At 65.3% G+C, this 23,782-nt stretch carries 15 protein-coding genes, 2 tRNA genes and 2 rRNA genes; 14 read left to right on the top strand and 5 right to left on the bottom strand.

Annotation, left to right across the window (positions count from 1 at the left end):
* Positions 1 to 79: 79 nt before the first annotated feature.
* The 5 genes from dnaE to ACKTT0_RS23520 are packed head-to-tail and all read left to right on the top strand — an operon-like array spanning position 80 to position 7,374.
* Positions 80 to 3,571, top strand: a complete 3,492-nt coding sequence (gene dnaE, locus ACKTT0_RS23540; protein WP_407852145.1) for a DNA polymerase III subunit alpha — start codon at positions 80 to 82, stop codon at positions 3,569 to 3,571.
* Complete coding sequence (locus tag ACKTT0_RS23535; protein WP_407852144.1) at positions 3,571 to 4,671, top strand: glycosyltransferase family 4 protein; 1,101 nt, start codon at positions 3,571 to 3,573, stop codon at positions 4,669 to 4,671. Before dnaE ends, ACKTT0_RS23535 begins: the two co-directional genes overlap by 1 nt.
* Positions 4,668 to 5,519, top strand: a complete 852-nt coding sequence (locus ACKTT0_RS23530) for a polysaccharide deacetylase family protein (RefSeq protein WP_407852143.1) — start codon at positions 4,668 to 4,670, stop codon at positions 5,517 to 5,519. Before ACKTT0_RS23535 ends, ACKTT0_RS23530 begins: the two co-directional genes overlap by 4 nt.
* Positions 5,516 to 6,265, top strand: coding sequence for a glycosyltransferase family 2 protein (locus ACKTT0_RS23525; protein WP_407852142.1), 750 nt, complete (start codon positions 5,516 to 5,518; stop codon positions 6,263 to 6,265). The genes ACKTT0_RS23530 and ACKTT0_RS23525 overlap by 4 nt, the downstream gene beginning before the upstream one ends.
* Positions 6,262 to 7,374, top strand: a complete 1,113-nt coding sequence (locus tag ACKTT0_RS23520) for a glycosyltransferase (protein ID WP_407852141.1) — start codon at positions 6,262 to 6,264, stop codon at positions 7,372 to 7,374. The genes ACKTT0_RS23525 and ACKTT0_RS23520 overlap by 4 nt, the downstream gene beginning before the upstream one ends.
* 48 nt (positions 7,375 to 7,422) lie before the next feature.
* Here ACKTT0_RS23520 and ACKTT0_RS23515 read toward each other — a convergent pair whose 3' ends face one another.
* Positions 7,423 to 8,364, bottom strand: coding sequence for a LysR substrate-binding domain-containing protein (locus ACKTT0_RS23515; protein WP_407852140.1), 942 nt, complete (start codon positions 8,362 to 8,364; stop codon positions 7,423 to 7,425).
* A gap of 145 nt (positions 8,365 to 8,509) precedes the next feature.
* Here ACKTT0_RS23515 and ACKTT0_RS23510 point away from each other — a divergent pair, with 145 nt between their 5' ends.
* The 3 genes from ACKTT0_RS23510 to ACKTT0_RS23500 are packed head-to-tail and all read left to right on the top strand — an operon-like array spanning position 8,510 to position 11,870.
* Complete coding sequence (locus ACKTT0_RS23510) at positions 8,510 to 10,345, top strand: gamma-glutamyltransferase family protein (protein WP_407852492.1); 1,836 nt, start codon at positions 8,510 to 8,512, stop codon at positions 10,343 to 10,345.
* A gap of 56 nt (positions 10,346 to 10,401) precedes the next feature.
* Positions 10,402 to 11,376 (top strand): Bug family tripartite tricarboxylate transporter substrate binding protein, encoded by a 975-nt coding sequence (locus tag ACKTT0_RS23505; RefSeq protein ID WP_407852139.1) that lies wholly within the window; start codon positions 10,402 to 10,404, stop codon positions 11,374 to 11,376.
* Entirely contained in the window at positions 11,373 to 11,870 is a 498-nt protein-coding gene (locus ACKTT0_RS23500) for a GAF domain-containing protein (protein WP_407852138.1), read from the top strand. The genes ACKTT0_RS23505 and ACKTT0_RS23500 overlap by 4 nt, the downstream gene beginning before the upstream one ends.
* 9 nt (positions 11,871 to 11,879) lie before the next feature.
* Here ACKTT0_RS23500 and ACKTT0_RS23495 read toward each other — a convergent pair whose 3' ends face one another.
* Genes ACKTT0_RS23495 through ACKTT0_RS23485 form a run of 3 tightly spaced genes read right to left on the bottom strand, consistent with a single transcriptional unit; the run spans position 11,880 to position 13,912 of the window.
* Positions 11,880 to 12,158 carry a YkgJ family cysteine cluster protein gene (locus ACKTT0_RS23495; protein ID WP_407852137.1) on the bottom strand — a complete coding sequence of 93 codons (279 nt, stop codon included), beginning with the start codon at positions 12,156 to 12,158 and terminating at the stop codon, positions 11,880 to 11,882.
* Positions 12,159 to 12,162: 4 nt separating this feature from the next.
* Positions 12,163 to 12,927, bottom strand: coding sequence for a YdcF family protein (locus ACKTT0_RS23490; RefSeq protein WP_407852136.1), 765 nt, complete (start codon positions 12,925 to 12,927; stop codon positions 12,163 to 12,165).
* A 13-nt stretch (positions 12,928 to 12,940) separates the two neighbouring features.
* Entirely contained in the window at positions 12,941 to 13,912 is a 972-nt protein-coding gene (locus tag ACKTT0_RS23485) for a glycosyltransferase family 9 protein (RefSeq protein ID WP_407852491.1), read from the bottom strand.
* 71 nt (positions 13,913 to 13,983) lie between these two features.
* On the opposite strand from ACKTT0_RS23485, the gene msbA reads away from it, so the two are divergent.
* Positions 13,984 to 15,759: a lipid A export permease/ATP-binding protein MsbA gene (msbA, locus tag ACKTT0_RS23480; protein ID WP_407852135.1), complete on the top strand. Its 1,776-nt coding sequence runs from the start codon at positions 13,984 to 13,986 to the stop codon at positions 15,757 to 15,759.
* Positions 15,760 to 15,937: 178 nt separating this feature from the next.
* Positions 15,938 to 16,663 (top strand): TerC family protein, encoded by a 726-nt coding sequence (locus ACKTT0_RS23475; protein ID WP_407852134.1) that lies wholly within the window; start codon positions 15,938 to 15,940, stop codon positions 16,661 to 16,663.
* Positions 16,664 to 16,678: 15 nt separating this feature from the next.
* Here ACKTT0_RS23475 and rng read toward each other — a convergent pair whose 3' ends face one another.
* The gene (rng, locus tag ACKTT0_RS23470; protein ID WP_407852133.1) at positions 16,679 to 18,142 is read right to left on the bottom strand and encodes a ribonuclease G; all 1,464 of its coding nucleotides are present in this window, start codon (positions 18,140 to 18,142) and stop codon (positions 16,679 to 16,681) included.
* A 512-nt stretch (positions 18,143 to 18,654) separates the two neighbouring features.
* Between rng and ACKTT0_RS23465 the strand changes: the two genes are divergently transcribed.
* The 4 genes from ACKTT0_RS23465 (at position 18,655) to ACKTT0_RS23450 (ending at position 23,689) form a co-directional block, all read left to right on the top strand.
* Positions 18,655 to 20,185 (top strand): 16S ribosomal RNA (locus ACKTT0_RS23465).
* A 139-nt stretch (positions 20,186 to 20,324) separates the two neighbouring features.
* Positions 20,325 to 20,401, top strand: a tRNA-Ile gene (locus ACKTT0_RS23460).
* A 48-nt stretch (positions 20,402 to 20,449) separates the two neighbouring features.
* Positions 20,450 to 20,525 (top strand) — tRNA-Ala (locus ACKTT0_RS23455).
* A gap of 281 nt (positions 20,526 to 20,806) precedes the next feature.
* Positions 20,807 to 23,689 (top strand): 23S ribosomal RNA (locus ACKTT0_RS23450).
* Together the 16S and 23S rRNA genes with 2 tRNA genes alongside form the textbook arrangement of a ribosomal RNA operon.
* Positions 23,690 to 23,782 lie beyond the last annotated feature (93 nt).

The raw sequence follows: 23,782 nt of genomic DNA, 5'->3' as shown, positions 1-23,782 counted from the left end.
ATAGCTGGCCGCCGGGCGCAGGCCTGCCGGCCGACGGAAAAGCCGCCGGCGCGATGGCCGACTGGGTACAATTCGGGCCATGTCCGAAGCCGTTACAACCACGCCTGCATTTGTCCACCTGCGCGTCCATTCCGAGTTCTCGGTGGTGGATGGCATCGTCCGCATCCCCGACCTGATCAAGCGCGTCGCCAAGCTGGGGCAACCCGCCGTGGCGCTGACCGATCTTTCCAACATTTTCGGCCTGATCAAGTTCTACAAGGGCGCCCGTGGCGCCGGCGTGAAGCCGATCGCCGGCTGCGATGTCTGGCTCACCAACGACGACGACCCCGACAAGCCGTTCCGCCTGCTGCTGCTGGTGCGCAACCATGAAGGCTACCTCAACCTGTGCGAACTGCTGACCCGGTCCTTCCTGGAAAACCAGGGCCGCGGCCGCGCCGAGATCCGCCGCGAATGGCTGCAGGGCCGCCAGGGCCTGATCGTGCTTTCGGGCGGCCGGGCCGGCGACATCGGCCATGCGCTCGACGCCGGCAACGCGGTCACCGCGCTGTCGCTGGCGCGCCAGTGGGGCCAGTTGTTTCCCGGCGCGTTCTATATCGAACTGCAGCGCGCCGGCGCGGATGGCGACGAAGCCTACACGCAGGCGGCCATGCGGCTGGCGGCCGAGGCCGGCCTGCCGGTGGTGGCCACCCACCCGGTGCAGTTCCTGGACGAAAGCGAGTTCCAGGCCCATGAGGCGCGCGTCTGCATCGCCCAGGGCGAGATCCTGGCCGACCCGCGCCGGGTGCGCCGCTTCACCAAGGAACAATACCTGCAGAGCAGCGAGGAAATGGCGCGGCGCTTCGCCGACGTGCCGTCGGCGCTGGCCAATACGGTCGAGATCGCCAAGCGCTGCAACCTGACGCTGGTGCTGGGCAAGCCGCGCCTGCCCAACTTCCCCACGCCGGACGGCATCTCGCTGGACGACTACCTGGTCCAGCTGTCCGAAGAAGGCCTGGAAAAGCGGCTGGAGTTCCTGTTCCCCGATCCGGCCGAGCGCGAGTCCAAGCGCGCCCAGTACTACGAACGCCTGCGCTGGGAATGCAAGACCATCATCCAGATGGGCTTTCCCGGCTACTTCCTGATCGTGCAGGACTTCATCAACTGGGGCAAGAACAACGGCGTGCCGGTCGGGCCGGGCCGCGGCTCGGGCGCCGGCTCGCTGGTCGCGTACGCGCTGGGCATCACCGATCTCGACCCGATCCGCTACGACCTGCTGTTCGAGCGCTTCCTGAATCCGGAGCGCGTGTCGATGCCCGACTTCGACATCGACTTCTGCCAGGACAACCGCGAACGCGTCATCGACTACGTCAAGATGAAATACGGCCGCGAGGCCGTCAGCCAGATCGCCACCTTCGGCACGCTGGGCGCCAAGGCGGTGGTGCGCGACGCGGGGCGGGTGCTGGACATGCCCTACCTGTTCTGCGACGGCCTGTCCAAGCTCATTCCGTTCAACCCGGCCGATCCCTGGTCGCTCGACCGCACGCTCAAGGACGAGCCGGCCTTCAAGGACCGCTACGAACAAGAGGAAGAGGTCCGCGCCCTGGTCGACCTGGCGCGGCCGCTCGAAGGCCTGACCCGCAATATCGGCATGCACGCCGGCGGGGTGCTGATCGCGCCCGGCAAGCTGACCGACTTCTGCCCGCTGTATTGCCAGCCGGGCCAGGAAAACAGCGCCGTCTCGCAGTTCGACAAGGACGACGTCGAGGCCGCCGGCCTGGTGAAGTTCGACTTCCTGGGGCTGCGCAACCTGACCATCCTGGACTGGGCCGTGCGCTATGTGCGCCAGTTCAACGAAAACAAGCGCGATTTCGACATCATGGCTCTGTCGCTGGATGACCCGGCGGCCTACAAGGTGCTGTGCGACGCCAACACGACCGCCGTGTTCCAGCTCGAATCGCGCGGCATGAAAGAACTGCTGAAGAAGCTGCGGCCCAGCACCTTCGAAGACATCATCGCCATGCTGGCCCTGTATCGTCCGGGGCCGCTCGAATCCGGCATGGTCGACGACTTCGTCAACCGCAAGCACGGGCGCGCCACGGTCGACTACTTCCACCCGGACCTGGAAGCCACCCTGAAGAGCACCTACGGGGTCATCGTCTACCAGGAACAGGTGATGCTGATCTCGCAGATCATCGGCGGCTATTCGCTGGGCGGCGCCGACCTGCTGCGTCGCGCCATGGGCAAGAAAAAGCCCGAGGAAATGGCCAAGCACCGCGAGCTGTTCGAGAAGGGCGCCAAGGAAAAAGGCCACGATCCCAACCTGGCGATCAAGTTGTTCGACCTGATGGAGAAGTTCGCCGGCTACGGCTTCAACAAGTCGCACTCAGCCGCGTACGCGCTGATCGCCTACCAGACTGCCTGGCTCAAGGCCTACCATCCCACCGAGTTCCTGGCCGCCACCATGTCCTCGGACATGGACGACACCGACAAGGTGCAGGTGTTCTGCCGCGATGCGCAGGACAACGGCGTGCTGGTGCTGCCGCCCGACGTCAACGCGTCGGGCTATCGCTTCGAGCCGGTGGCCGACGAGCACACCCGCCAGGGCAAGCCGCCGCGCACCATGCGCTATGGCCTGGGCGCGGTCAAGGGAACGGGGCAGGGCGCGGTCGAGGAAATCCTGCGCGCGCGCCAGGCCGAAGGCCCGTTCCAGAACCTGTTCGACTTCTGCCGGCGCGTCAACAAGCACGCCGTCAACCGCCGCACCATCGAGGCGCTGATCAAGGCCGGCGCCTTCGATACCATCGAACCCAACCGCGCGGCCATGCTGGCCTCGGTGGGCACCGCCATGGAAGCCGCCGAGCAGGCGGCCCGCAGCGCCAACCAGGTGTCGCTGTTCGGCGACGACAGCGGCGACGTGGTGGCCGGCGAGCTCAGCAAGGTAGCGCCCTGGAACCTGCATGCCAAGCTCACCGAGGAAAAATCCGCGCTGGGCTACTACTTCAGCGGCCACCTGTTCGACCACTGGCGCGACGAAGTGCGTCGCATCGTGCCGATGACCCTGGCCCGCCTCGAGCCGCAGCGCGACCTGCAATGGATGTGCGGGGTGCTGGCCGGCGTGCGCACCATGATGACGCGGCGCGGCAAGATGGTGTTCGCGGTGCTCGACGACGGCACGGCCCAGGTCGAGATCTCGGTGTTCAACGAACTCTACGAAAAACACCGCGCGCGCCTGCGCGAGGACCAGCTCATCATCGTGCAGGGCAAGGTCAGCAACGACGACTATTCCGGCGGCATGCGCATCGTCGCGGAGCAGCTCTACGACTTGCAACTGGCCCGCGAGGCGCGCGCCAAGTCGTTGCGCGTCAAGCTCAACGGGCAGGCGGACGCGGCGCGGCTGCGGCAGATGCTCAACCCGTTCCGCGCCGAACCCGAGAACGGCGTGCCGGGCGTACCCGTCGATATCGTCTACCGGCGCGACAACTTCCTGTGCACCGTGCGCCTGGGCGAAGAGTGGCGCGTGCGCATGGCCGATGCCCTGCTCGAAAACCTGGCCGCCTGGGCCAAGCCCGATGGCGTGGAGGTCACCTACTGATGCAGCCCCTGCGCATTCTCCACACCGAGGCCGCCGTCGCGTTCGGCGGCCAGGAACACCGCATCTTCAAGGAAATGCACGCCATGCGGGCGCGCGGCCATCATCTCGAGGCCGTCTGCCAGCCGCAGGCCCAACTGGTGCCGCGCCTGCGCGACGCGGGCTTCACGGTGCATACCATTCCCATGGGCGGCCTGGGCAACTACCTCAAGGGTGTCCCGGCGGTGTGCCGCATCCTGCGCGAGGGCCGCTACGACGTGGTCAATACCCATAGCCGCATCGACACGCTCATCGCCGGCACGGCGGGGCGCCTGTCGGGCACGCCGCTGATCGTGCGCACGCGCCACCTGGCCAACAAGGTCGGCTCGATGCTGTCGTACACCTGGCTGCCGCACCGGGTCACCACGGTCAGCGAATACGTGCGCCGCTACCTGATCAGCCGCGGCGTGCCGGCCGGGCACACCGCCACGCTTTACTCGCCGGTGGTGCTGCCGCCGCCGGTCGAGCACTCCACGCTGCGCGGCGAGCTCGGGCTGGCCGACGACGATGTCGTGGTCGGCTGCGTCGCGGTCATGCGCGCCGCCAAGGGCCACAAGGACCTGGTCGACGCCATCCGCCCGCTGATGGCGCAGCGGCCCAACCTGCACTTGGTGTTCGTGGGCGCCGGCTCGCCCACGTTCGAGCAGACCCAGGCGTACGTGCGGGAGCTCGGCCTGCAAGACCGCGTCCATTTGATGGGCACCCGGCGCGACGTGCCGAATCTGCTGGCGGGTTTCGACATCTTCGCCCTGGCCACGCAGCAGGAAGCCTCCGGCACGGTCTACGTCGAGGCCCAGGCGGCCGGGCTGCCCGTCATCGGCACGCAGGTCGGCGGGGTGCCCGAGATGATGCGCGACGGCGTCACAGGCATCCTGGTGCCGGTCAAGGATCAGCCGGCGCTCACCGCCGCGTTGCAGCGCCTGATCGACGATCCCGCCCTGCGCCGCCGCATGGGCGAGGCCGGGCGCGCCATGGTGTGGGACGAGGGCATCTTCTCGCCCGCCCGCCTGGCCGAGAACACCGAGGCAATCTATCGCAAATGGCTGGCGGAGCGGCGCTCATGAACAACGCACCCAATGTGCCGGTACTGATGTACCACCATGTCAGTCCGTCGGGCGGCATGATCGCGGTCACGCCCGAGGTGTTCGAGCAGCAGATCGCCGGCCTGGCCCGCGCCGGCTACACCGCGCTCGGCACGGCGCAGCTGGCCGCCTACCTGGCCGGCGGCCGGGTGCCCGAGAAGTCGGTGGTCATCACCTTCGACGACGGTTACCTCAACAACTGGACCTACGCGCATCCGGTGCTGCAGCGCTATGGCATGAAGGCGGTGCTGTTCCTCGTCACCGGATGGGCCGGGCAGGGAGCGGTGCGGCCGCATGCGGGGCAGGGCGCGCCGCTGCCGGCATCGCCCGACCATGGCCAGACCAAGCAACTGGTGGCGGCGGGCCGCACCGACGAGGTCATGTTGCGCTGGAGCGAAGTGCAGGCCATGCTGGCGGCCGGCACCTTCGAGGTCCATTCGCACACGCACACGCACACGCGCTGGGACAAGCAATGCGGCGCCGACGTGGCCGCCAAGCGCGAGCACATCGCCCGCGAGCTGGCCGATTCGCGCGCCATGCTGGTCCAGGAGCTGGGCCAGGTCAGCGACCATCTCTGCTGGCCGCAGGGCTATTTCGATGCCGACTACGTACAGGCTGCCCGCGAGGCGGGCTTTCGCCACCTGTATACCACCGATGCGCTGGGCCAGAACCTGCCGGGCAACGACCCCGGCCACATCTACCGCTTCGCGGTGCGCAACCTGGGCGGGTCCTGGCTCAACCGCCGGATCTGGCTGTCGCGCCATCCGGTCGTGGGGCCGCGCTATCATGCCTGGAAGGGCTGGAAGAAACGCTTGAGGAACCGCGCATGAGGCTGTCGGTCATCATCATCGCCAAGAACGAAGCCGCCCACATCGTCGGCTGCCTGGAATCCGTTGCCTTCGCCGACGAGTTCATCGTGGTCGACTCGGGCAGCACCGACAATACCGTGGCGCTGGCGCGCGATTTCGGCGCGCGCGTCGAAATCACGCCCGACTGGCCCGGTTTCGGCCCCCAGAAGAATCGCGCGCTGGACCTGGCCACGGGCGACTGGGTGCTGTCGATCGATGCCGACGAGCGGGTCACGCCCGAATTGGCGCGCGAGATCCAGGCGGTGCTGGCCGCGCCGCAGGCCGATGCCTACGAAGTGGCGCGCCTGTCGGACTTCTGCGGCCGCTTCATCCGCCATAGCGGCTGGTGGCCCGACTACGTGCTGCGGCTGTTCAAGCGCGGCACCGCGCGCTTCAACGATGCCGCCGTGCACGAGCGCGTCGTGCCGCAGGGCCAGGCGCTGCGGCTGCGCGGCCACCTCGAGCATTACCCGTATCCCAACCTGGATGCGCTGGTCGCCAAGATCAATCGCTATTCGTCCGATGCCGCCGCCATGATGCACGCGCGCGGCAAGCGCGCCACCATCTTCAGTGCCCTCGGCCATGGCTTCTGGACGTTCGTGCGCATCTACCTGATCCGCCGCGGCTTCCTGGATGGCCGCCATGGGCTGGTGCTGGCGGTGACGGCGGCGGCTGGCAGCTTCTTCCGCTACGCGAAGCTCAGCTTCCTCTCCGACGCCCGCAAGTGAAGATCCTCTACACCAATTTCCATCCGCGCAACGGTGGAGGACATGCCACGTACGTGACCAGCCTGGCGCGGGCGCTATCGGGCGCGCACCAGGTCTGCGTGGCCACTCCGGACACCAGCCGGCTGTTCCGCTACGTCGCCGCCATTCCCGGCGCGCGGGCGGTGGACATGCGCTATTCGACCCGGCCCGCCTCGTGGTTTGGCGAGCGGGCGGCGCTGCGCCGGCTGGTGGTCCAGGAAGGCTACGACATCGTCCACGTCAACGGCACGGGCGACCACAAGCAGGTGATGCTGGCGCTGGCGGGCCTGCGCCGCCGGCCGCGCGTGGTATTCACCAAGCACAACGATCATCCGCTGGACACGGTGGGGCACTGGCTGCGCGCGCGGCTGGCCACCGACCAGGTCATCGCCGTCAGCGACTACGTGCGCGGCCTGCTCGAGCAATCGCCGTATCGGCGCCTGCCCATCACCACGATCCGGCACGGCATCGACACGGATCATTTCGCGCCGCCCGCGCCGCAGGCGCTGGAGGCCTTGCGCGACCGCTATTTCGGGCCGCGCTGGCGCGGCCGCCTGTTGCTGGGCAGCGCCGGCGGCACCGACTACAGCAAGGGCTGGCTCGACCTGGTCGATGCGGCCGGCAGCTTGCCGCCCGGGCAGCGCGAGCGCATCCTGGTCCTGGTGGCGGGCGATCCGCCCTCCGAGGCCAAGCTGGCGCGCGTGCGCGCCGCCGGCATGCAGAACCAGGTGGTGTTCCCGGGCTTGCTGGACGACGTGCGCGATGCGTTGGCCTGTTGCCACGCCGGCTTCGTGCTGTCGTATCGCGAGGCCTTGTCATATGCCTGCCGCGAGCTCATGTCGCTGGGCCTGCCGGCCCTCGTGAGCGACGCCGGCGGACTGCCCGAGAATGTCGTGGACGGCGAGGACGGCTGGATCGTGCCGGCGCGCGATGTCGCCGCCATCGCCGCGACGCTGCGCGCCATGCTGGCGGATCCGGACCGCGTCGCGGCCATGGGCGCGGCCGCGCGCCGCGCCGCCGTGGATACCTTCGACCTCGCCACGTTCACCCGCGCCACGCTGGCCGTCTATCAGCGCGCGCTGGCTGCCTGAGGCAACCCGTCGCCGGGCGCGGCAGCATGTCCGCGCGCGCCGCCGCGCTCAGTCGCCGCCCATGGCGACGCACAATTCACGCAGGATCTCGGCGAAGCGCTCTTCCGCCTGCAGCGGCACGTCGCGTATCCGCCGGATCAGGCTGATGGGCGGCAAGGCCCAGTCGAACTGCCACGGCACCAGCGCCACACGCTGGCTCCGGCACAATTCCAGCGCAATATCGCGCGGCACGATCGACAGCAAGTCGTCGTGGCCGGCCAGCAGCCCCTCGATGACTTCCAGCGAATAGGTTTCCACGATGGGCACCGGCGGCTGGGCCTGGGCGCGCACGAACAGTTCGGTGACCATCGTGCCGATCGGGGTGGCCGGCGATGGCAGGATCCAGTTCATCCCCGCCAGTTCGCGCCAGTCCGGGCGGCGCCGTGCCAGGCGGCGCGCCAGGCGGGGGTTGGCGATCAAGGCGGGGCGTTGCGGGTAGAGCAGTTCGTGCCAGACGTCGCGCGCCCCGGCAATGGCCGAGGCCCGGCCGATCACGCAGTCCAGTTCATGGCTGCGCAGCGCCCGCAGCAGATGGTCGGTGGTGGCGCGCTGCAGCGTCACGGTGATGCGATGGCGGCTGCCCAGCCATTCAATGGCGCGCGTGAGCAGCGGGCCCGACACGAACGGCACCGCGCCGATGTTCAGGTGCGTCGCGTGGCCGCTGCGCAGCGCGTCGATTTCGTCCGCCCAGTGTTCCAGGTCCTGCAGCATGTGCTGGGCCCGCACCAGTGCCAGTTGGCCCAGCGGGGTGGGCTGCAGGCCCTGGCGCGAACGCGTGAACAAAGGGCCACCGAAGATGTCCTCGATCTCGGCCAGGGTCTTGGTGGCGGCCGGCTGGCTCACGCCGGCTTCCTGCGCGACCCGGGTCAGCGAGCGGTGCCGCGCCACGGCCAGCAGCAGGGTCAGGTGGCGGCTCTTCAGGCGGCTGGTCAGGCGGACGAGCGTGGACATAAGGCACAGCACAAAGGCGGGATCGGGCCGGGTTTGCAATATAACCTAATGGTTATAAGGTCATGAGTAAAACAAGAGAATTCGTTATTCGTGACTTCTATACTCTGCCTTCGGCCGCCACTTCTACGCTGATCAGCCCGTGTCTATATCGCCCGCCTTCACGACTCGCCCGGAAATCCGCGGCACCTTCGGCGTCGTCTCCTCTACCCACTGGCTGGCCTCCCAGGTCGCCATAGGGGTGCTGGAGCGCGGCGGCAACGCCTTCGACGCGGCGGTGGCGGGCGGCTTCGTGCTGCAAGTCGTCGAGCCGCACTTGAACGGTCCCGGTGGCGAGGTGCCGATACTGTTCTGGAGCGAGTCCGAACGGCGCATGCGCGAGTTGTGCGGGCAAGGACCCGCGCCCGCGCTGGCCACGACCGCTTACTTCCGGCAGCGCGGCTTCGAGCTGGTGCCGGGCATCGGGCTCCTGCCCGCAACCGTGCCGGGGGCCTTCGGAGCCTGGCTGGCCCTGCTGCGCGACTATGGCACCTGGGAACTGGAGGACGTGCTGGCGCCCGCCATCGCCTATGCCGAGCAGGGCTTCCCCCTGGTGCCGCGCATTTCGCAGGCTATTGCCGCGGTCGAGTCGCTGTTCCGCACTGAATGGACTTCCTCGGCCGCCGTCTGGCTGCCGGACGGCCGCGTGCCGCATCCGGACAGCGTGTTCCGCACCCCGGCCATCGCGCGCACCTACCGGCGCATCCTGGCCGCCTGCGCCGGCGCTTCCGGCGGCCGGGCCGGCCGCATCGAGGCCGCGCACGACGCGTGGTACCGCGGTTTCGTGGCCGAGGCCATCGACGCCTACTACCGCGGGCAGCAAGTGCGCGACTGCAGCGGCGAACGCAACGCCGGCCTGCTGCGCCGCGAAGACCTGGCCGATTGGCGTCCGGCCTACGGCGCGCCGGCCACGGTCGACTACGGCCGCTATACCGTGGCCAAGTGCGGCCCCTGGTCGCAGGGGCCGGTCTTCCTGCAACAGCTCGCCATGCTGCGCCATCTGGGCATCGAGGGCTTGCAGGCCGATTCGGCGCCGTTCGCGCACCGCGTGGCCGAAGCGGCCAAGCTGGCCTTCGCCGACCGGCTGGCCTGGTACGGCGATCCGGACCACGTCGACGTGCCCCTGGCCGCCTTGCTGGATGACGCCTATGCGCGCCAGCGCGCCGCCAGCATCGGCCCCGCCGCTGCGACGCAACTGCAGCCGGGCAACCCGGGCGGCCGCGTCGCCCGGCTGCCCGACCTGCACGCGGCCGAGCGCGCCCTGGCGGCCGCCGACACGCGCTATGGCGTCGGCGAACCCACCTTCGCCGCCTTGCCGCCGGTGCAGGAATGGGCGCGCCGCGAGATTTTCGTCGGCGACACCTGCCACCTCGATGTCATCGACCGTCATGGCAACATGGTGGCCGCCACGCCGTCCGGCGGCTGGCTGTCGTCCAGCCCGGCCATTCCCGAGCTGGGGTTCTCCATCAACACGCGCCTGCAGATGACCTGGCTCGAGGACGGCCTGCCCGGCACGCTGCAGCCGGGCAAGCGGCCGTGCACCACGCTGTCGCCCGGCCTGGCGCTGCGCGACGGCGAGCCCTATATGGTGTTCGGCACGCCGGGCGGCGACCAGCAGGATCAATGGACCGTCGCCTTCTTCTTGCGCCATGCCGCCCTCGGCATGAACCTGCAGGAAGCCATCGACGCGCCGGCCTGGCACGTCGACCACTTTCCCGGTTCGTTCTGGCCGCGCACCACGGTGCTCAACCGCCTGACGCTCGAAGCGCGCTTCCCGGCCGAGACGGTCGAGGCGCTGCGCGCCGCGGGGCATGACGTGCGGGTCGGGCCGGCCTGGTCCGAAGGGCGGGTCAGCGCCTGCACGCGCGAACCCGCCGCGGGCGGCCTGCTGCTGCGGGCTGGCGCCAATCCGCGCGGCATGCAGGGGTATGCCGTCGGGCGCTGAAGCGCGGCCATCATGTTTCACACAACAGTCCGCACAGGACGCAAGGGGGTATCGCCATGACCTTTTCCGCACGCAAATTCCTCGGGCCGCTGGCCCTCGCCGCCGCGGCGCTGCTGCCGTGGACGGCCCAGGCCGCCTGGCCGGAGAAACCCATGACCATCATCGTGCCGTGGGCGGCGGGCGGCTCCACCGACATCCTGGCGCGCCTGCTCTCGGAGCACATGACCCAGTCGCTGGGCCAGCCGGTGGTGGTCGAGAACCGCTCGGGCGCCTCCGGCAACATCGGCTCGGCCCAGGTGGCGCGCGCCGCGCCCGATGGCTACACGCTGCTGGTCGGTTCCATGAGCACCCACACCATGAACCAGGCCATGTACTCCAACATGCCGTTCGACGGCGTCAAGGACTTCACCCCTATCGCCGAACTGGCCCTGGTCACCAACACCATGGTGGTCAATCCGTCGCTGCCGGTCGATAGCGTGGCCGAGTTCATCGAATACGCCAAGGCCCGGCCCGACCAGGTGGCCTATGCCTCGGCCGGCGCGGGGTCGACCAATCATCTCAGCGCCGCGCTGTTCGAGAAGGCCACCGGCATCCGCATGCTGCACGTGCCGTACCGCGGCGGCGCGCCGGCCGTCATGGACACTGTGGCCGACCGCACGCAGGTGTTGTTCAGCGCCGGCACCCAGACGCTGCCGCATGTCCAGGTCGGCAAGCTCAAGCTGCTGGCCGTGACAGAAAGCCGCCGCTCGCCGCTCCTGCCGGATGTGCCCACCGTGGCCGAGACCCTGCCGGGCTATGAGCTGGCCGTCTGGTATGGCGCGTTCGGCCCGGCCGGCATGGATCCCGCCCTGGTCGAACGGCTGAACAAGGAAATCAATGCGGTGCTGGCCAAGCCCGAAGTGATCAAGAAGATGGGCGACATGGGCGTCGAAGTGCTGCAGACCACGCCGGCCGAGTTCGCCGAGACGCTGGCGCGCGATGCCGACAAGTACGGCAAGCTGGTGCGCGACCTGGGAATCACGCTGCAATGATGCAAGATGCCTACGCCGGCCTCTTGCCGCACATCGACGCCCTGGCGCAGGGCTGCGCCGACCATGATCCGCAGGCCTTGTTCCGCGCCATTGATGCCTTCGCCGCCCAGGCGCTGGGTCACCGCCTGTGCACCATCAACCGCTACGATCCTGGGCCCATGGCGGTGGTCCGCCTCTACAGTTCCAACCCGCGCGCCTATCCGCCCGGCGGTTCCAAGCGCAAGGCCGGCACCGAATGGGGCAGGCAGGTCCTGCTGGAGCAGCGTCTGTTCATCGGGCAGGGCAGCGAGGCGATTCGCCAGGCCTTCGACGATCACGCCGCCATCGCGGCGCTGGGGCTGCGCTCGGTGATCAATGTGCCGGTGGTGGCTCGCGGCGAGTGCCTGGGCACCGCCAACTTCCTGATGACGGCCGACGTGGTCACGCCGGAGCAGGTCGCCACCGCCCGGCTGGCCGGCCTGCTGGCCGTGCCCGGCCTGCTGGCGGCCGGCTGAGCCGCGGCGTCAGCGCCCGGGTGCCGTCGCGGCCTCCAGCCGCGCCAGCCAGGCGATCGCCTGCGCGCGGTCGCTGCCGCACATGTCGGCCTGGGGTTGCAGGCCGCCACAGAAATCCGGCCGCGACGGATGGCCGAATACCGCGCAGCGCATGTCCGGCAACAGTTGTACGCAGGGCACGCCGGCGGGCTTGCCGCCGGGCATGCCGGGCAGCGGCCGGGTGATCGACGGGGCGATGCAGCAAGCCCCGCAGCCGGGCCGGCAGGCGAGGGCGCCCGGATGTTCCATGGCCTCAGACCCAGCCGCGCAGCCAATACACCAGCAGGCCGGCGTATTCCTTGATGATGGACCGGCTCGCGTCCAGGGTGCGCATGTGCGGTACCCAGGGCGACACCGAGCCGTCGCGCGGCAGCACGATCTGCGGCGGTGTCGAGGCCGGGATGGCCTCCACCCCCTGCTTGGAGAAAGCCGCCATGGCGCGCGGCATGTGCAGGGCCGAGGTCACCAGCAAGATCTTGCCGAAGCCGTGTTCCTTCAGTTCGTCTTCGGTCAGGGTGGCGTTCTCGTAGGTGGTGCGGCTGGAATTCTCCAGCAGCAGGGCGCTTTCCGGCACGCCCTGCTGCTTCATCTGGTAGGCCATGCCGCGCGCCTCGCTGACGTCGCCTTCCAGGGCGCCGCCGGACAGCACCACCTTGGGGGCGCGGTGGGCGCGGTACAGGTTGAGCGCGGTGTCCACGCGCACGACGGCGGTTTCCTTGTCGTACGGCAGGAACCAGTTGGCCCGGCCGTTGGCGGTGTTGCCGCCCAGCACCACGATGGCGTCCGCCGTCGGCAGTTGGTCCGGGGGCAGGTGAGGGTAGCGCGATTCCAGCCGGCCGCCCAGCCACAATGAGGTCGCCGGCAGCGACCAGGCCAGCGCCCAGGCCAGCCCGAACGCTGCCAGGGCGGCGCCTGTGCGGCGCAGGCGGAACAGGCCCAGCACCAGGCCGAGCACGACCAGGGTCACGCAGAGATTCAGGGGGATGATCAGATTGGCCAGGTAATGCGTAATAGTCATGTAAACAATCCGGTCAGGGGGCCGATTCCAACAGGGCGCACGCCTGGCGCTCGACTTCGGCGGCCTCGGGCCAGGCTTGCTCCGACCCGAGGCAGACCGCGCGCGGCGACCAGGGCCCGGTGCGCCCCGGGCTGGTCACGCCGAACAGCGTCAATTGAAGCGCATCGGCGGCGGCGGCCACATGCGATACCCCTGAATCATTGCACACCACCAGCGCGGCGCGCGCGGTCAAGGCCGCAAATGCGCCCAGCGGCAGGGGCGGCAGCAAGCGGGCGGTCGGCGCATTGCGCCGCGCCTCGTCGGCCTCGGCGGGAGGCGGGCACATTACCACGGTATGGCCGCGCGCCTGCAGGGTCCGCGTCAAGGCGTCGAAGCCGGGCCATACTTTGATGCGGCCCTTGTGCAGGCCGGTCGCGGTGGGGGCGATCAGCACGAACGGCTGGCCGGCCAGGCCGGTTTCACGCAGCAGCGCAGCGGCCGCGGCCTGGTGTTCCGGAGTGAGAGGCAGGGGCAGGCGCGGCCCGGGCTGGGCGTCGCCCGCCGGCAGCCCCCAGCGCTGCAGCGCACTGCGGGTCAGGTAGTGCCACGACTCGACGGCGTGCAGGCCGGCCGCCGGCTTGGCGATGGGCCAGCGCAGCAGCAGGCTGCGGCCGTCGTCGCGATAGCCGGCGCTGGGCACGCCCGCCAGGCGGAAGACGGCGGCGCTGGACAGCGAATCCGGCAGGGCCAGGCCGCGCGCGCGTGCGGCGTCGCCGCCCAGCGTGCGCTGGTGCTCGCGCACGGCGCGCCGGTCGTCCAGCAGGCGGCCGCGCATGGGAATGAAGCCGCGCGCCGGGACGCCGGCCAGCAGGTCGCGCGCCCAGGGCCGCGCGCACACTACCAGCGGCAGGCCGGTGGCGCGCAGCAGTTCCAGGCTGGGCAGGCTCATGCAAACATCGCCGACCCAGTTGGGCAGTCGTACATACACACAGGAAATCTCGGGTATCGAGGGCAACAGGTTCTCCGGCAGGCGGACGGTACAATCCCGGGCACAATTGTATTAAAGCGAGCCGCCCCTTGAATTCCGCCTCACGCCAAGCACCCGCCGGTTCCCATCCGGTCAAGGCCGAACTCTGGAAGCGCGTCTACAGCCGCGTGGGTTCCTACTGGAAAGGCCTGCTGCTGGCCATCCTGCTGATGGCCGGCGCGGCCGCCACCCAGCCTACGCTGGCCGTCATCATGAAGCCGCTGCTGGACGAGGGTTTTTCGGGCGCCAAGCCGTACTATGTGTGGGCCATTCCCCTGGCAGTCGTCGGCCTGATCTTCCTGCGCGGGGTCTGCAATTTCTTCAGCGATTATCTCCTGGCCTGGGTCGCCAACAACGTACTGCTCGGCATCCGCCGCGACATGTTCGAGCGCCTGCTGGGCCTGCCCGACGCCGATTTCAAGCGTGGCGACACCGGCCGGCTGCTCAACCGCTTCACCATCGATGCCGGCAACGTCACGGGCTACGCCACCGACGTGATCACCGTGCTGGTGCGCGAGACCCTGGTCGTGGTGGCCCTGATCTGCGTGCTGCTGTACATGTCGTGGATGCTCACGCTGATCATCCTGATCATGCTGCCGGTCTCGGTGCTGATCGCCCGCGTGTTCATCCGCCGGCTGCGCCGCATCAACCGCGAGACGGTCAACATGAACGCCGAGCTGACCCGGGTGGTGGGCGAGGGCATCGACGGCCAGCGGGTCATCAAGCTGTTCGACGGCTATGAGGCCGAACGCAGCCGCTTCTCTTTCGTCAATGCGCGGCTGCGCCGCTTCGCCATGCGCACCGCCACGGCCGATGCCGCCATGACTCCGCTCACCCAGGTCTGCATCTCGATCTCGGTGGCGGCCATCATCGCGGTCGCCCTCGGCCAGGCCAACAACGGCACCCTGACAGTGGGCAGTTTCGCTTCGTTCATGGCCGCCCTGGCGCAGATCTTCGACCCCATCAAGCGCCTGACCAACCTGGCGGGCAAGATGCAGAAGATGCTGGTCGCCGCCGAAAGCGTCTTTACGCTGGTGGACCAGGCGCCGGAAGCCGATGCCGGCACGCGCACACTGTCCGAGCCCGTGCGTGGCAAGATCGAGTTCCGCCAGGTCACGCACCGCTTTCATGACGCCGACCGCGATACCGTCAGCGCGGTCTCGTTCCAGGTCGAACCGGGCCAGACGGTGGCGCTGGTCGGGCGCTCGGGCAGCGGCAAGACCACGCTGGTCAACATGCTGCCGCGCTTCGTCCTGCCGGATTCCGGCAGCATCCTGGTCGACGACGTCCCTATTGACGAGCTCAGCCTGCGCAGCCTGCGCTCGCACCTGTCGCTGGTCAGCCAGGATGTCGTCTTGTTCGACGACAGCATCGCGGCCAACGTGGGCTACGGCGCGCTGGGCCAGGCCAGCGAAGAACAGGTGCGCGACGCGCTCGCGGCCGCCAACCTGCTCGACTTCGTCGAAGGCCTGCCGCAAGGCATGCACACGCCGGTGGGCGAGAACGCCGCGCGCCTGTCCGGCGGCCAGCGGCAGCGCCTGGCCATCGCGCGGGCGCTCATCAAGAACGCGCCCATCCTGATCCTCGACGAAGCGACTTCCGCGCTCGACAACGAATCCGAACGCCAGGTGCAGGCGTCGCTCGAGCGCCTCATGCGCGGGCGCACCACCCTGGTCATCGCGCACCGGCTGTCCACCGTCCAGAACGCCGACCGCATCATCGTGCTGGACGGCGGCCAGATTGTCGAGCAAGGGTCGCACGCCGACCTGCTGGCCGCCCAGGGCCTGTATGCCACGCTCTACAACATGCAGTTCCGCGAAGACTGACGCGCCCCGTCCGCGCGGGGCCGTTGCTTGATGCGTCAACTCCCCTGGTGGCAGCAGCGGAATTCGATGGCTGACGGAAAACTTAAATAGAATGGACGCATCTTCCAGCCCCTGAGGACTTCGCCGCGCATCTGCTGTCGGGCTGCGCTGAAAGCCCCCGCCGTCACGGATCACGCAGATGCTCGAGTTCTTCGAGACGCTCCATTGGGGCGCCGTCTTCCAGATCATCCTGATCGACATACTCCTCGGTGGCGACAATGCCGTGGTCATCGCCCTGGCCTGCAGGGGGCTGGCGCCCGGCAGGCGATGGGCGGGCATCCTGTGGGGAACGGCGGGGGCAGTGCTGCTGCGGGTCATCCTCATCAGCTTCGCGCTGGTCCTGCTGGACGTCCCGTTCCTGAAGATTATCGGCTGCCTGCTGCTGCTATGGGTCGGCATCCGGCTGATGGTTCCGGAAGACGACGGCCATGGCGAGATCCAGAGCACCACATCCGTGCTCAAGGCGGTCAGGACCATCATCGTGGCGGACTTCGCCATGAGCCTGGACAACGTCATCGCCATCGCGGGCGCGGCCGAGAACACCCATGCGGAACACCAGATCTTCTACGTGATATTCGGCCTGCTGGTCAGCGTGCCCGTGATCATCTGGGGCAGCACGCTGGTGCTCAGGCTGATGGACCGGTTCCCGCTGCTGGTCGCGTTCGGGGCCGGCCTGCTCGGCTGGATCGCCGGCGGCATGCTGGTCACCGATGTCTATTTTGTCGAGCGGCTCGGTCCGCCCAGCACCGCCGCCAAGCTGCTGGCCGAAATGGCCGGGGCCTTCGTGGTGGTCGCCGTCGGCCGGCGCCTGGCGGCCCACAAGCAGGCCGGGCACGGGCAGTCGCCGGGCTCCGAGCCCAGATAGCGCCGGTCGCGCAGGTCAGGTCAGGATGATGTCGTACTGTTCCTGCGAATAAGCGGTTTCCACCTCCAGCGACACCGGCTTGCCGACGAAGTCGCCCAGCATCGCCAGATGCTGGCTTTCTTCCTCCAGGAACAAGTCCACCACATTCTGCGACGCCAGGATGCGGAATTCGCGCGGGTTGAACTGGCGCGCCTCGCGCAGGATCTCGCGCAGGATCTCATAGCATACGGTGCGCGCGGTGCGCACATTGCCGCGCGCCTCGCACATCGGGCAAGGCTCGCACAACTGGTGCGCCAGCGAATCGCGGGTGCGCTTGCGGGTCATCTCCACCAGGCCCAGCTGCGTGAAGCCGTTGACGGTCATGCGGGTGCGGTCGCGCGCCAGCGCCTTCTTCAGTTCGGCCAGGACCGTCTCGCGGTGCTCCAGGTCTTCCATGTCGATGAAGTCCAGGATCACAATGCCGCCCAGGTTGCGCAGCCGCAACTGCCGCGCGATCGCTTGCGCGGCCTCCAGGTTGGTCTTGAAGATGGTGTCGTCGAAATTGCGCCCGCCGACGAACCCGCCGGTATTGACGTCCACCGTGGTCAAGGCTTCCGTCTGGTCGATGATCAGGTAGCCGCCCGACTTCAGGTCCACGCGGCGCGATAGCGCGCGCGCAATTTCCTCGTCCACGTTGGCGGTGTCGAACAGCGGGCGCTCGCCGCTGTAGTGCTGGATGCGCTCGGCCACCGAGGGGGTGTAGACGCGCGCCCACTCTTTCAGCGCCGCCGTGGTGGTGCGGGAATCGACCTGGATCACGCCGGTGTTCGGGCCCACCATGTCGCGCAGCACGCGCTGCGCGAGCGTCAGGTCCTGGTGCAGCAGGGCGGGGGCCGGCTGGTTGCGGGCGCCGGCCTGGACGCGGCTCCACAGCTTGCGCAGGTATTCCAGGTCGGCGCCCAGTTCCTCGTCGGTGGCGCCCTCGGCCTGCGTGCGCACGATCAGCCCGCCTTTTTCGTCCGGCGGGATCAGCGCCTGCAGCCGCTCGCGCAGCTGGATACGCTCGGCCTCGGAATCGATCTTCTGCGAGATGCCGATATGCGGGTCATGCGGCAGGTAGACCAGCATGCGTCCCGCGATGCTGATCTGGGTCGACAGCCGGGCCCCCTTGGTGCCCAGTGGATCCTTGATCACTTGCACCATCAGCGTCTGGCCCTCGAACAGCAGCTTCTCGATGGCCGTCGGCGTCAGGCCCTGGCTGCGCTCGCTGCGGTTCTCGCGCAAATCGGCAATATGAATGAAAGCGGCCCGTTCCAGGCCGATATCGATGAAGGCGCTCTGCATGCCGGGCAGCACCCGCACCACGCGCCCCAGGTAGATGTTGCCGACATGGCCGCGCTGGATGCTGCGCTCGACGTGCAGCTCCTGGACCGCGCCCTGTTCAACCAGGGCGACCCGCGTTTCGAAGGGAGTAATGTTGATCAGGATGTCTTCAGTCATAGCCTGAGAATAGGGCGTCGTGGTCCAGATCGAATAGTAAACGGTGACAGACACGTGGCAAGCGTTGCGCTGCCTGTAGGGCTACTCGCATGCGTCGTATCGGATGTTTAGCAGGCGGCTGGAAATTCGTGTATAGTCTCGCCTTTTCGCGGTTCGGCCGGTGGTTTCGGCGGGGCAGCGGGAAGCGGCAAATCAGGCATCGATCGATTTGACAGGTTTTAAAAAAGGCCTCATAATCTCGTTTCTGTGCTGCTGAGACAGCAGGCCGGTTGCGATGCAGCTGGCGGGCAGTGAGCGGTACCTGTTCTTTAACAACGAAACAACCGATAAGTGTGGGCGCTTGGTGGGCCGCGCGAGGCGAGTCTGGCGTAAGCCGGGCTTGCCAGGCCAAAGAGAACCAAGTGCTCACATCGAAGTGAAGAACCTTGAATATGTCAAAGATATTCATCGAACCTCACTTCCTTTGAGCAAAGTGCCGCTGCTTCGGTAGCGGTGCGCGAACTACAGAGATTGAACTGAAGAGTTTGATCCTGGCTCAGATTGAACGCTAGCGGGATGCTTTACACATGCAAGTCGAACGGCAGCGCGGACTTCGGTCTGGCGGCGAGTGGCGAACGGGTGAGTAATGTATCGGAACGTGCCCAGTAGCGGGGGATAACTACGCGAAAGCGTAGCTAATACCGCATACGCCCCATGGGGGAAAGCGGGGGACCTTCGGGCCTCGCACTATTGGAGCGGCCGATATCGGATTAGCTAGTTGGTGGGGTAAAGGCCTACCAAGGCGACGATCCGTAGCTGGTTTGAGAGGACGACCAGCCACACTGGGACTGAGACACGGCCCAGACTCCTACGGGAGGCAGCAGTGGGGAATTTTGGACAATGGGGGCAACCCTGATCCAGCCATCCCGCGTGTGCGATGAAGGCCTTCGGGTTGTAAAGCACTTTTGGCAGGAAAGAAACGGCCCTGGCTAATACCTGGGGCAACTGACGGTACCTGCAGAATAAGCACCGGCTAACTACGTGCCAGCAGCCGCGGTAATACGTAGGGTGCAAGCGTTAATCGGAATTACTGGGCGTAAAGCGTGCGCAGGCGGTTCGGAAAGAAAGATGTGAAATCCCAGGGCTTAACCTTGGAACTGCATTTTTAACTACCGGGCTAGAGTGTGTCAGAGGGAGGTGGAATTCCGCGTGTAGCAGTGAAATGCGTAGAGATGCGGAGGAACACCGATGGCGAAGGCAGCCTCCTGGGATAACACTGACGCTCATGCACGAAAGCGTGGGGAGCAAACAGGATTAGATACCCTGGTAGTCCACGCCCTAAACGATGTCAACTAGCTGTTGGGGGCTTCGGCCCTTGGTAGCGCAGCTAACGCGTGAAGTTGACCGCCTGGGGAGTACGGTCGCAAGATTAAAACTCAAAGGAATTGACGGGGACCCGCACAAGCGGTGGATGATGTGGATTAATTCGATGCAACGCGAAAAACCTTACCTACCCTTGACATGTCTGGAATGCCGAAGAGATTTGGCAGTGCTCGCAAGAGAACCGGAACACAGGTGCTGCATGGCTGTCGTCAGCTCGTGTCGTGAGATGTTGGGTTAAGTCCCGCAACGAGCGCAACCCTTGTCATTAGTTGCTACGAAAGGGCACTCTAATGAGACTGCCGGTGACAAACCGGAGGAAGGTGGGGATGACGTCAAGTCCTCATGGCCCTTATGGGTAGGGCTTCACACGTCATACAATGGTCGGGACAGAGGGCAGCCAACCCGCGAGGGGGAGCCAATCCCAGAAACCCGATCGTAGTCCGGATCGCAGTCTGCAACTCGACTGCGTGAAGTCGGAATCGCTAGTAATCGCGGATCAGCATGTCGCGGTGAATACGTTCCCGGGTCTTGTACACACCGCCCGTCACACCATGGGAGTGGGTTTTACCAGAAGTAGTTAGCCTAACCGCAAGGGGGGCGATTACCACGGTAGGATTCATGACTGGGGTGAAGTCGTAACAAGGTAGCCGTATCGGAAGGTGCGGCTGGATCACCTCCTTTAAGAGCTTGAAGTGCGGACTATTAAGCGTCCACGCTTATCGGTTGTTGACATGTGTAGCCGGGATCGGTTGCGGGCGTTGGGTGATGGGGGAGTCCTCCCTGGGCCGCGACCCTGACTGCTGATCCGAAGAGGGTTTTTGGGTCTGTAGCTCAGTCGGTTAGAGCACCGTCTTGATAAGGCGGGGGTCGTTGGTTCGAATCCAACCAGACCCACCAGGTATTTCCTGTGGCGGCGGCCGGTAGTGGTCGCGGATGAGGGGATACGGGGGTGTAGCTCAGCTGGGAGAGCGCCTGCTTTGCAAGCAGGATGTCATCGGTTCGATCCCGTTCACCTCCACCACGCGCTAGAGTTCAACGCCCAGGGTTGCGAGTCGGCCCTGTGCGTTGGGTTTTGCCCAATGCAAGCTATACATCGTTCTTTAACAATTAGGAAGAAGCACAACGAAAGTGTGTTCATGTAGTAGTTGGCGCGAGCCGATGAAAATGAGCACGGGTTGTGATTGCATAGATTTAGTTCCAAGTCTCAAGATTCCGGTCGCAGTTGGATCGGGATAGCTTTGAAACTTATGAACGGCACAAACGCGAAACATATCAGCGTCCTATAAGACGGTAGTGTTATAGGATCAAGCGACTAAGTGCATATGGTGGATGCCTTGGCGATCACAGGCGAAGAAGGACGTGGTAGCCTGCGAAAAGCTGCGGGGAGCTGGCAAACAAGCTTTGATCCGCAGATGTCCGAATGGGGAAACCCACCGCGCAAGCGGTATCCCTGGCTGAATACATAGGCCAGTGGAGGCGAACCGGGTGAACTGAAACATCTCAGTAGCTCGAGGAACAGACATCAACCGAGATTCCGAAAGTAGTGGCGAGCGAAATCGGAGTAGCCTTTACGATTTAGCCAATCAGATAGTCGAACGGGATGGAAAGCCCGGCCGTAGCAGGTGATAGCCCTGTAGACGAAATCTGGCTGGTGGAACTAGGCGTAAGAGAAGTAGGGCGGGACACGTGAAATCCTGTCTGAAGATGGGGGGACCATCCTCCAAGGCTAAATACTCGTGATCGACCGATAGTGAACCAGTACCGTGAGGGAAAGGCGAAAAGAACCCCGGAAGGGGAGTGAAATAGATCCTGAAACCGTATGCATACAAACAGTCGGAGCCTCTTAATGGGGTGACGGCGTACCTTTTGTATAATGGGTCAGCGACTTACATTCAGTGGCGAGCTTAACCGGATAGGGAAGGCGTAGCGAAAGCGAGTCCGAACAGGGCGAATCAGTCGCTGGGTGTAGACCCGAAACCAGATGATCTACCCATGGCCAGGTTGAAGGCACGGTAACACGTGCTGGAGGACCGAACCCACTAGTGTTGAAAAACTAGGGGATGAGCTGTGGATAGGGGTGAAAGGCTAAACAAATCTGGAAATAGCTGGTTCTCTCCGAAAACTATTTAGGTAGTGCCTCAAGTATGACTGCGGGGGGTAGAGCACTGTTATGGCTAGGGGGTCATGGCGACTTACCAAACCATGGCAAACTCCGAATACCCGCAAGTCCAGCTTGGGAGACAGAGCACCGGGTGCTAACGTCCGGACTCAAGAGGGAAACAACCCAGACCGCCAGCTAAGGTCCCAAATTATCGCTAAGTGGGAAACGAAGTGGGAAGGCATAGACAGTCAGGAGGTTGGCTTAGAAGCAGCCATCCTTTAAAGAAAGCGTAATAGCTCACTGATCGAGTCGTCCTGCGCGGAAGATGTAACGGGGCTCAAGCGATAAACCGAAGCTGCGGGTGTGTACTTTGTACACGCGGTAGGAGAGCGTTCTGTAAGCCTGCGAAGGTGGCTTGTAAAGGCTGCTGGAGGTATCAGAAGTGCGAATGCTGACATGAGTAGCGATAAAGGGGGTGAAAAGCCCCCTCGCCGTAAGTCCAAGGTTTCCTGCGCAACGTTCATCGGCGCAGGGTGAGTCGGCCCCTAAGGCGAGGCAGAGATGCGTAGCTGATGGGAAGCGGGTTAATATTCCCGCACCGTCGTACAGTGCGATGGGGGGACGGATCGCGGAAGGTCATCAGGGTGTTGGATGTCCCTGTTGCTGCATTGGAGAAGGCGCTTTAGGCAAATCCGGGCGCGTAATTCAAGGGTGTGGCACGAGATCCCATGTGGATCGAAGTGATTGGAAGTGGTTCCAAGAAAAGCCTCTAAGCTTCAGCTGTACGAGACCGTACCGCAAACCGACACAGGTGGACGGGATGAATATTCCAAGGCGCTTGAGAGAACTCAGGAGAAGGAACTCGGCAAATTGATACCGTAACTTCGGGAGAAGGTATACCCCGGTAGGGTGAGGCGCCTGCGCGCCAAGCTCGATGGGGTCGCAGAGAATCGGTGGCTGCGACTGTTTATTAAAAACACAGCACTCTGCCAAGACGAAAGTCGACGTATAGGGTGTGACGCCTGCCCGGTGCCGGAAGGTTAAGTGATGGGGTGCAAGCTCTTGATCGAAGCCCCGGTAAACGGCGGCCGTAACTATAACGGTCCTAAGGTAGCGAAATTCCTTGTCGGGTAAGTTCCGACCTGCACGAATGGCGTAACGATGGCCACACTGTCTCCTCCTGAGACTCAGCGAAGTTGAAGTGTTTGTGATGATGCAATCTACCCGCGGCTAGACGGAAAGACCCCATGAACCTTTACTGTAGCTTTGCATTGGACTGTGAACCGGCCTGTGTAGGATAGGTGGGAGGCGCAGAAACCGAGTCGCCAGATTCGGTGGAGCCGTCCTTGAAATACCACCCTGGTTTGTTTGCGGTTCTAACCTTGGTCCGTTATCCGGATCGGGGACAGTGCATGGTAGGCAGTTTGACTGGGGCGGTCTCCTCCCAAAGCGTAACGGAGGAGTTCGAAGGTACGCTAGGTACGGTCGGAAATCGTGCTGATAGTGCAATGGCATAAGCGTGCTTGACTGTGAGACTGACAAGTCGAACAGGTGCGAAAGCAGGACATAGTGATCCGGTGGTTCTGAATGGAAGGGCCATCGCTCAACGGATAAAAGGTACTCTGGGGATAACAGGCTGATACCGCCCAAGAGTTCATATCGACGGCGGTGTTTGGCACCTCGATGTCGGCTCATCTCATCCTGGGGCTGTAGCCGGTCCCAAGGGTATGGCTGTTCGCCATTTAAAGAGGTACGTGAGCTGGGTTTAAAACGTCGTGAGACAGTTTGGTCCCTATCTGCCGTGGGCGTTGGATACTTGACGGAGCCTGCTCCTAGTACGAGAGGACCGGAGTGGACGTACCTCTGGTGTACCGGTTGTCATGCCAATGGCATTGCCGGGTAGCTAAGTACGGAAGAGATAACCGCTGAAGGCATCTAAGCGGGAAACTCGTCTGAAGATTAGGTATCCCGGGGGCTTGACCCCCCTGAAGGGTCGTTCGAGACCAGAACGTTGATAGGTCGGGTGTGGAAGCGCAGTAATGCGTTGAGCTAACCGATACTAATTGCCCGTGCGGCTTGATCCTATAACTCTGCGGGTTTTATAGACCTGGTATGAGCGCGTAGCATTCAAGTGCCGTTCAAACAAACTTCATAACCCTCGCCCCATCCCGGGCGCG

The organism is Bordetella saccharivorans (genome assembly GCF_045862855.1).
Classification (GTDB): Bacteria; Pseudomonadota; Gammaproteobacteria; order Burkholderiales; family Burkholderiaceae_B; genus Bordetella_A; species Bordetella_A petrii_F.
The sequence above is the reverse complement of the archived record's forward strand: the minus strand, read 5'-3'. Positions and strand labels throughout refer to the sequence as shown.

Bases quoted from the DNA above. Each gene is read 5' to 3' on its own strand.
- dnaE (WP_407852145.1), top strand. From the start codon at position 80: ATGTCCGAAGCCGTTACAACCACGCCTGCATTTGTCCACCTGCGCGTC.
- ACKTT0_RS23515 (WP_407852140.1), bottom strand. From the start codon at position 8,364: ATGTCCACGCTCGTCCGCCTGACCAGCCGCCTGAAGAGCCGCCACCTG.
- ACKTT0_RS23525 (WP_407852142.1), top strand. From the start codon at position 5,516: ATGAGGCTGTCGGTCATCATCATCGCCAAGAACGAAGCCGCCCACATC.
- rng (WP_407852133.1), bottom strand. From the start codon at position 18,142: ATGACTGAAGACATCCTGATCAACATTACTCCCTTCGAAACGCGGGTC.
- ACKTT0_RS23505 (WP_407852139.1), top strand. From the start codon at position 10,402: ATGACCTTTTCCGCACGCAAATTCCTCGGGCCGCTGGCCCTCGCCGCC.
- ACKTT0_RS23490 (WP_407852136.1), bottom strand. From the start codon at position 12,927: ATGACTATTACGCATTACCTGGCCAATCTGATCATCCCCCTGAATCTC.
- ACKTT0_RS23530 (WP_407852143.1), top strand. From the start codon at position 4,668: ATGAACAACGCACCCAATGTGCCGGTACTGATGTACCACCATGTCAGT.
- ACKTT0_RS23495 (WP_407852137.1), bottom strand. From the start codon at position 12,158: ATGGAACATCCGGGCGCCCTCGCCTGCCGGCCCGGCTGCGGGGCTTGC.
- ACKTT0_RS23500 (WP_407852138.1), top strand. From the start codon at position 11,373: ATGATGCAAGATGCCTACGCCGGCCTCTTGCCGCACATCGACGCCCTG.
- ACKTT0_RS23535 (WP_407852144.1), top strand. From the start codon at position 3,571: ATGCAGCCCCTGCGCATTCTCCACACCGAGGCCGCCGTCGCGTTCGGC.
- ACKTT0_RS23475 (WP_407852134.1), top strand. From the start codon at position 15,938: ATGCTCGAGTTCTTCGAGACGCTCCATTGGGGCGCCGTCTTCCAGATC.